Annotated in this window: 5 protein-coding genes and 2 pseudogenes; 2 read left to right on the top strand and 5 right to left on the bottom strand. The window is 68.3% G+C overall.

The genetic code is table 11. The features are described 5' to 3' along the window. Window positions 1–139 precede the first annotated feature (139 nt). The 4 genes and pseudogenes from ABZ260_RS44895 to ABZ260_RS44910 form a co-directional block, all read right to left on the bottom strand. Complete coding sequence (locus tag ABZ260_RS44895) at window positions 140–388, bottom strand: DUF6457 domain-containing protein (protein ID WP_245651382.1); 249 nt, start codon at window positions 386–388, stop codon at window positions 140–142. 9 nt (window positions 389–397) lie between these two features. Next, window positions 398–1,006 (bottom strand): molybdenum cofactor guanylyltransferase, encoded by a 609-nt coding sequence (locus ABZ260_RS44900; protein WP_355630310.1) that lies wholly within the window; start codon window positions 1,004–1,006, stop codon window positions 398–400. After that, a complete protein-coding gene (gene moaA / locus ABZ260_RS44905) occupies window positions 1,003–1,992 on the bottom strand; it encodes a GTP 3',8-cyclase MoaA (RefSeq protein WP_355630314.1) in 990 nt (329 codons plus the stop codon). Before moaA ends, ABZ260_RS44900 begins: the two co-directional genes overlap by 4 nt. Window positions 1,993–2,211: 219 nt before the next feature. Further along, window positions 2,212–2,415, bottom strand: a pseudogene (locus ABZ260_RS44910) (RtcB family protein); the annotation flags it as partial. A gap of 30 nt (window positions 2,416–2,445) precedes the next feature. Here ABZ260_RS44910 and ABZ260_RS44915 point away from each other — a divergent pair. After that, on the top strand, window positions 2,446–3,636 hold the full coding sequence (locus ABZ260_RS44915) for an RtcB family protein (protein WP_355630317.1): 1,191 nt from the start codon (window positions 2,446–2,448) through the stop codon (window positions 3,634–3,636). A gap of 326 nt (window positions 3,637–3,962) precedes the next feature. Here ABZ260_RS44915 and ABZ260_RS44920 read toward each other — a convergent pair whose 3' ends face one another. Continuing rightward, window positions 3,963–4,946 carry a BtrH N-terminal domain-containing protein gene (locus ABZ260_RS44920; RefSeq protein WP_355630320.1) on the bottom strand — a complete coding sequence of 328 codons (984 nt, stop codon included), beginning with the start codon at window positions 4,944–4,946 and terminating at the stop codon, window positions 3,963–3,965. A gap of 641 nt (window positions 4,947–5,587) precedes the next feature. Here ABZ260_RS44920 and ABZ260_RS44925 point away from each other — a divergent pair. Continuing rightward, window positions 5,588–5,900: pseudogene (locus tag ABZ260_RS44925) on the top strand (hypothetical protein); the annotation flags it as partial.

Below are 5,900 nucleotides of genomic sequence, written 5' to 3' on the forward strand. Positions count from 1 at the left end.
ATGGCGTCCGCGCCCGCTGGGAACAGCTCGGCGCCCCCGCGAGGCCCTCGCCGCCGGTCTCGGTACTACTCGCCACCCGTAACCACCCGGCGTCGCCCTTTTCTTATGACTTTTACTTGTTCTCGCCTTTTCTCTGATGTTATTTCTCACCCTGTGTATCGGTTGTCTGCTCCCAGTTACGCGCCAGCGCGGTCAGCCTTTCCACCGCATCCGGCGGCGCCGTGCCCGCCCCCAGCGCCACGCCGAGCAGATAGGCCGTCAGCGGCGCGGCCGGCCGGGCCACCCCGTGCGCGACCTCCTTCGTCAGGTCGAGCACCTCGTCACGATCGACTGTCGCGGGATCGATGCCCAACTCCCGGCAGACCAGCGCGGTCCACTCCGTCAGCACGTTCAACTCTCACTCCTTCTCAGCGGTAGCGCCCGCCTGGGCCCGCGCCCGCTGTAGATCGTCCATGGTGTCGCAATCGAACCACGGCCGCCCGGCGAGATGAAGCGTGACCGGGTCGAGCGGGGCCAGCAGCCCGTGCAGCGACCGTCCCTCGTAGCGGGCGAGCGCCCGCGTCAGGCTCGCCGTATGCCAGACCCCGGCGAGCCACTGCTCGCGGCCACCGTCGTCGACGAGCACCGCTCCCGCCCGTGCCCCCTCCGCGCATGCCGCCGTCCCCGCGCCTGCGCCTGCCGCGTCCAGCAGCGCGGACACGTGCTCGGCGGTCAGGAACGGAAGGTCGGCGGCGAGCAGCACCACCCACGGCGCGGTCACCTCGGCCAGCCCCGCCCGCAGCGCCGGAACGGGGCCGCCTCCGGGTGGATCCTCACGGCGGAAGATCGCGCCTGGCAGCCCGGGGCGGGGCGGCCCGACGACGACCAGCCTTCCGGCGCCGGGCACGGCGGCGGCCACCGACTCGACCAGCGGGCGGCCCGAGACGTGCAGGGCGGGCTTGTCCCTGCCGCCGAGCCGTCTCGCGAGACCGCCCGCCAGGACGCAGGCGTCGTGGCGGGCGGTCATCCGCCGATGGCGGACATCGGGCGGGACGGCTGCAGGAAGGCCGGGTCGTCGATGCCGTGACCGGCCTTCTTGATCCGGACCGCGGATCGCCAGCGCTCGACGATCTCGTCGTCGCTCGCCCCCGAGCGCATCGCGCTCCTCAGGTCGGACTCGTCGGTGGCGAACAGGCAGTTGCGGATCTGGCCGTCGGCGGTGAGCCGCACCCGATCGCACGCACCGCAGAACGGGCGGGTGACCGAGCCGATGACGCCGACCCTGGCCGGGCCGCCCTCGACGAGGAACAGTTCCGCAGGAGCGCTACCGCGTTCCACCGGGTCGGCGTCGGTCAGGTCGAAGGCGGCCTGGAGCCGGACGAGGATCTCGTCGGCCGTGATCATGTTCTCCCGGCGCCAGCCGTGCTGGGCGTCCAGCGGCATCTGCTCGATGAACCGCAGCTCGTACCCCCGTTCCAGGCAGTAGCGCAGCAGCGGCACGGCCTCGTGGTCGTTGATCCCGCGCATCAGCACGGTGTTGACCTTGACGGGACGCAGGCCGGAGGCGTGGGCCGCCTCCAGGCCCTCAAGAACGTCGGCCAGCCGGTCACGGTGGGCGAGCTTCTTGAAGGTCTCGCGGTCGAGGGTGTCGAGGGAGACGTTGACCCGGTGCAGGCCGGCGGCGGCCAGGGCGGCGGCCATCCGGCTCAGCCCGATCCCGTTGGTGGTCAGCGAGACCTGCGGGGTGGGGCCGAGCGCGGTGGTGCGGGCCACGATGTCGACCAGTTCGCGGCGGAGCAGGGGCTCGCCCCCGGTGTAGCGGACCTCGGTGATGCCCAGCCGCTCCACCCCGATGGTGACCAACCGGACGATCTCGTCGACGGTCAGCAGTTCGGGTTTGGGCAGCCATTCCAGGCCCTCGGGCGGCATGCAGTAGGAACAGCGCAGGTTACAGCGGTCCGTGAGGGACACCCGCAGATCGGTCGCCACACGACCGAACAAATCCTGCAACACGGGGCGCCACCTCCCAGTCGGTCACCTATTAAGCAGGGGGCCAGCCTATGGCCGACCCCCCACTCGGCCCTAAACGGACCTCAACCACTCCAACATCATCACGAGATGGTTGATTCCTTGGGAGATCGCCAGATCTGTCCGGACGATCCGGTCCCTGAGATCCCTGCGTCCTCACGTCCCTCGAAACGGCCCCGCACGCCCTGGTCGCAGACCGATCGCTCAGCCCTTGACGCAGACCGGCTGCCGCAGGTGCGCGACCACCTCGACCAGGTCGGTCTGCGCGGCCATGACCGACTGGACGCCCTTGTACGCGCCGGGGATCTCGTCGATCCCCCCGGTGTCCTTGTGGCACTCGACACCGGGGGTCTGCGCCTTGAAGTCCTCCAGGGCGAAGGTCTTCTTCGCCTTTTTCCGGCTCATCCGCCCGAAAACCGATGGGATATCACGTTGGACATGGGCAAACTGGATCTCGCAACGAAGGAGATCACCATGCCGAACCAGCCCGCACCGAACCTGGTGTCGTGGGCCAGCGAGATCGACGAGGGTACGATCATGCAGGCCGCACGCGCCGCCCGCCTGCCAATCGTCTCCGGACACGTCGCTCTCATGCCCGACGCGCACATCGGTATCGGCGCGACGGTCGGATCGGTGATCCCCACCGAAGGGGCCATCATCCCGGCCGCCGTCGGCGTCGACATCGGCTGTGGCATGGTCGCGACCGAGACGACGCTCACCGCCGCCGACCTCCCGGACACCCTTGAGGCCCTGATGCCGCTGGTGGAGAAGCGGATCCCCGCCGGCGTCGGCAAGGGCCACGACGACCCGTCCATGGACCGCGCACTGAGCGACCTCGGCCGTCCGCACACCGACCTGACTCCTCATCAGGAGAAGAAGGTGTCCCTGCAGTTCGGCACCCTCGGATCCGGCAACCACTTCGTCGAGGTCTGCCTCGACGAGCGTGACCGGGTCTGGACGGTGCTGCACTCGGGCTCGCGCGGCATCGGCAACCTGCTCGCGACCAAGCACATCGTCGACGCCAAGAAGACGATGAAGGAGCAGGCGATCGGCCTGGAGGACCCGGACCTGGCCTACCTGGTGCAGAACACGCCGGAGTTCACCGCCTACATCGAGGACATGCTGTGGTCGCAGCACTACGCCATGGCCTCACGTGCCCGGATGGACAAGGTGCTGAGCAACGCCCTGTTCCGGGTCGTCGGTAAGGGCCAGCGGCTCCGGACGATCAATTGCCATCACAACTTCACGCAGCAGGAGACGCACGACGGCAAGGACCTGTGGATCACCCGTAAGGGAGCCATCAAGGCCGACACCGGCGACGAGGGCGTGATCCCAGGCTCGATGGGGACGCGCTCATACATCGTGCGCGGGCTCGGTAACCCGATGTCGTACAACTCCTGCTCGCACGGAGCCGGCCGCAGGATGTCGCGCACCCGGGCGAAGCGTGAGCTGACGGCCGCGTCCCTGACCGAGGCGATGCGCGGCCGCACCTGGAACGCGAACCGCGCCGCCGCTCTGGTGGACGAGCACCCGCAGGCGTACAAGTCGATCGACCAGGTGATGGCAGACCAGAAGGACCTGGTCGCGATCCAGCACACGCTGCGCCAGGTGTTCAATTACAAGGGCTGAACCTGCGCCTTCTGCGCCCCGTCGCCGATCACAGGTGGCGGGGCGCTGCGTTTACCGACTTCTCAGCCGGCGCTTGGAGCGGAGGACGTCGGGGACCGAGTCGAGCCCCCCGGCCACGGCCCGTCGTTGTCGTACGGACTCATCACCGACTCGTGATCGAAGCCGCGGATGTACGGCACCCGCCGCGGAGAAGACCATGGAGTATTCGTCTTCCGAGCCGTTGCGCATCGTGCCCTGCCTTCTCCCCTGGTCAGGGCCTTCTCCCCTGGTCAGGGCACGACAACCATTACTCAGGCCGTCCCCGTACAGCCGGTTTTCCCGTTGAGCTACAACTGACGCAGCACCTGCATGGCGTCCTTCTCGATGCGCGAAAGATCGTGGAGGATGACGCCGGCCTGCTCGAGGTACCCCGCGTCGCCGCTCTCTCCAGCCTTCGCGATCAAGGTGGACACGTCCGTCCACAGGACGGCGGCATCGGCGTACAGCCTGTGACCGGCGCGGAGGTTGCCGTTGTCGATCAGCCGGGTGCACTCGTCGAGGAAGTCGCGATAGAGGGCGCGAAACAGGGCACCGCCGGTGCCGCCCTTCTCCATGAGGAGGGCGGCCTGCGGCAGGTCCTGCTGCGGCTCGCCGGCGCGTAGCAGCCATCTGGGCACCTGTTTGCCGGCCTTCTCGATGCCGCGGTGACCCAGGTTCGCGATGGGAGCGGCGAGGAAGGCGTCGGCGCAGTCTTTGATGGCGGGGATGATCTGGTCCTGCCAGGAAAGCGGGTGAGCCGGCAGGGTGATGGTGAAGGATCGGTTCCTGGCGGTCATCGGGCCGCGTTCGGCCCGCGCCATGGCGAGGCCGGCCCGGCTGGTGCGCACCGCTCCTCCCTGCTGGTCGGTGTCCACAAGGTAGACGTCGTGCTCGTCGTAGCCGTACATGGCGACGACATGACCGCCGAAGTGCACCTTGGAGCGGAAATAGTCCAGGTGGTAGCAGTCGAGCTGGAGGCCGACCGGCCGACCGGCGTCGATGGGGGCGGCCACGTTCTCCCACGCCTTGCGCGGTGAGGTGGTCTCCTCGGCCGTTAACGTCAGCCTCAGCCTGACGGCCAGGTTCCTGGTGAGGTCGAAAGGCTTGACACGGCCTCCGAGAAAGGGGAACGCCATGCCCTTGCTGTCCCAATAGATGAAGGACAGGCCCGAGCCCAGCCCGAACAGCATGGGCTCGGACAGATCAAGTCCCTCATGCCGCAACAGCACCCCCAGCGCCGTCGTCTCGCAGTGGTGCAGGCCGCGGGCCTCGATGTCCTTCACGATGGTCATGCGTCGCTTCTCCTCATGCTGACGCGGCGAACGGTCACACCGTCCCCATCCCTGATGCCTTCATGATCAACCACTGGGGACCGCTGGGAGTAGCATGAGGCCTCCCACAGTGGGAGAGTCCAGCCGAGACCGGACTCACCCTCGACACTCCGGCAAACCCATGACCACGTCCGGCATCACCGCGCCCCCCCTGCACCCACGGCAGGTTCGCCACATTACGCAGCCGCTGTATCACGTTCGGCTCGACCTCGGCCGGGTCGGCCCACATGCGGATCGGCGCACGCCCACCCGTCACCTCGTTGTACGACATCTCCACATCGCCTCCTCCCGGTCGCATCCCGAACAAGATCAGTAACGCCAGAACCACCCATCTCCCCGCAACTCAATAACCATACGAACAGGGCACCCGGAAGGGCTCCCCAGGGAGCCGGGCGGCGAGAAACGGGCGGCACCCACACCTCGGCCGGTGAGCCGGCCCGCCCGTGCCCATCGGATGGTCGCCGACGAGAAGTCCCCGGCCGAGGTGGCAGGGTGAGATCTCTTCCGAAGCCTTTCCGGCGGCATGTCGAGAACGCGCCCGCGGCGCCGACTGCGCTGTGCACACCGACCACGATTCTCAAGGAGACCCGAGCGTGGAAGCCATGAAGACGGATGTCCTGAAGGTGCCGGGCGCGACCCTGCACTACGAGGTCCGCGGCACGGGCCCCGTCCTGCTGCTGATCTGCGGCGGGGTCTACGACGCCGCCGGATACGCGGCCCTGGCCGGGCAGCTCGCCGACCGGTACACGGTGGTGAGCTATGACCGGCGCGGCAACTCGCGCAGCCCCCTGGACGGGCCGCCGGAGCAGCAGAGCATCGACGCGCACCACATCCGCCGGCCTGTACGTACTGGCCGAGGTCAACGATCCGACCGACAACAAGAACGACACGGTCACCCTCACCGTGGGCGGCACG

The organism is Streptosporangium sp. NPDC006013 (assembly GCF_040614275.1).
GTDB lineage: Bacteria > Actinomycetota > Actinomycetes > Streptosporangiales > Streptosporangiaceae > Streptosporangium.

Excerpts from the sequence above, each read along its gene's own strand:
- ABZ260_RS44915 (WP_355630317.1), top strand. The coding sequence starts at position 2,446 with ATGGGCAAACTGGATCTCGCAACGAAGGAGATCACCATGCCGAACCAG.
- ABZ260_RS44900 (WP_355630310.1), bottom strand. The coding sequence starts at position 1,006 with ATGACCGCCCGCCACGACGCCTGCGTCCTGGCGGGCGGTCTCGCGAGA.
- ABZ260_RS44920 (WP_355630320.1), bottom strand. The coding sequence starts at position 4,946 with ATGACCATCGTGAAGGACATCGAGGCCCGCGGCCTGCACCACTGCGAG.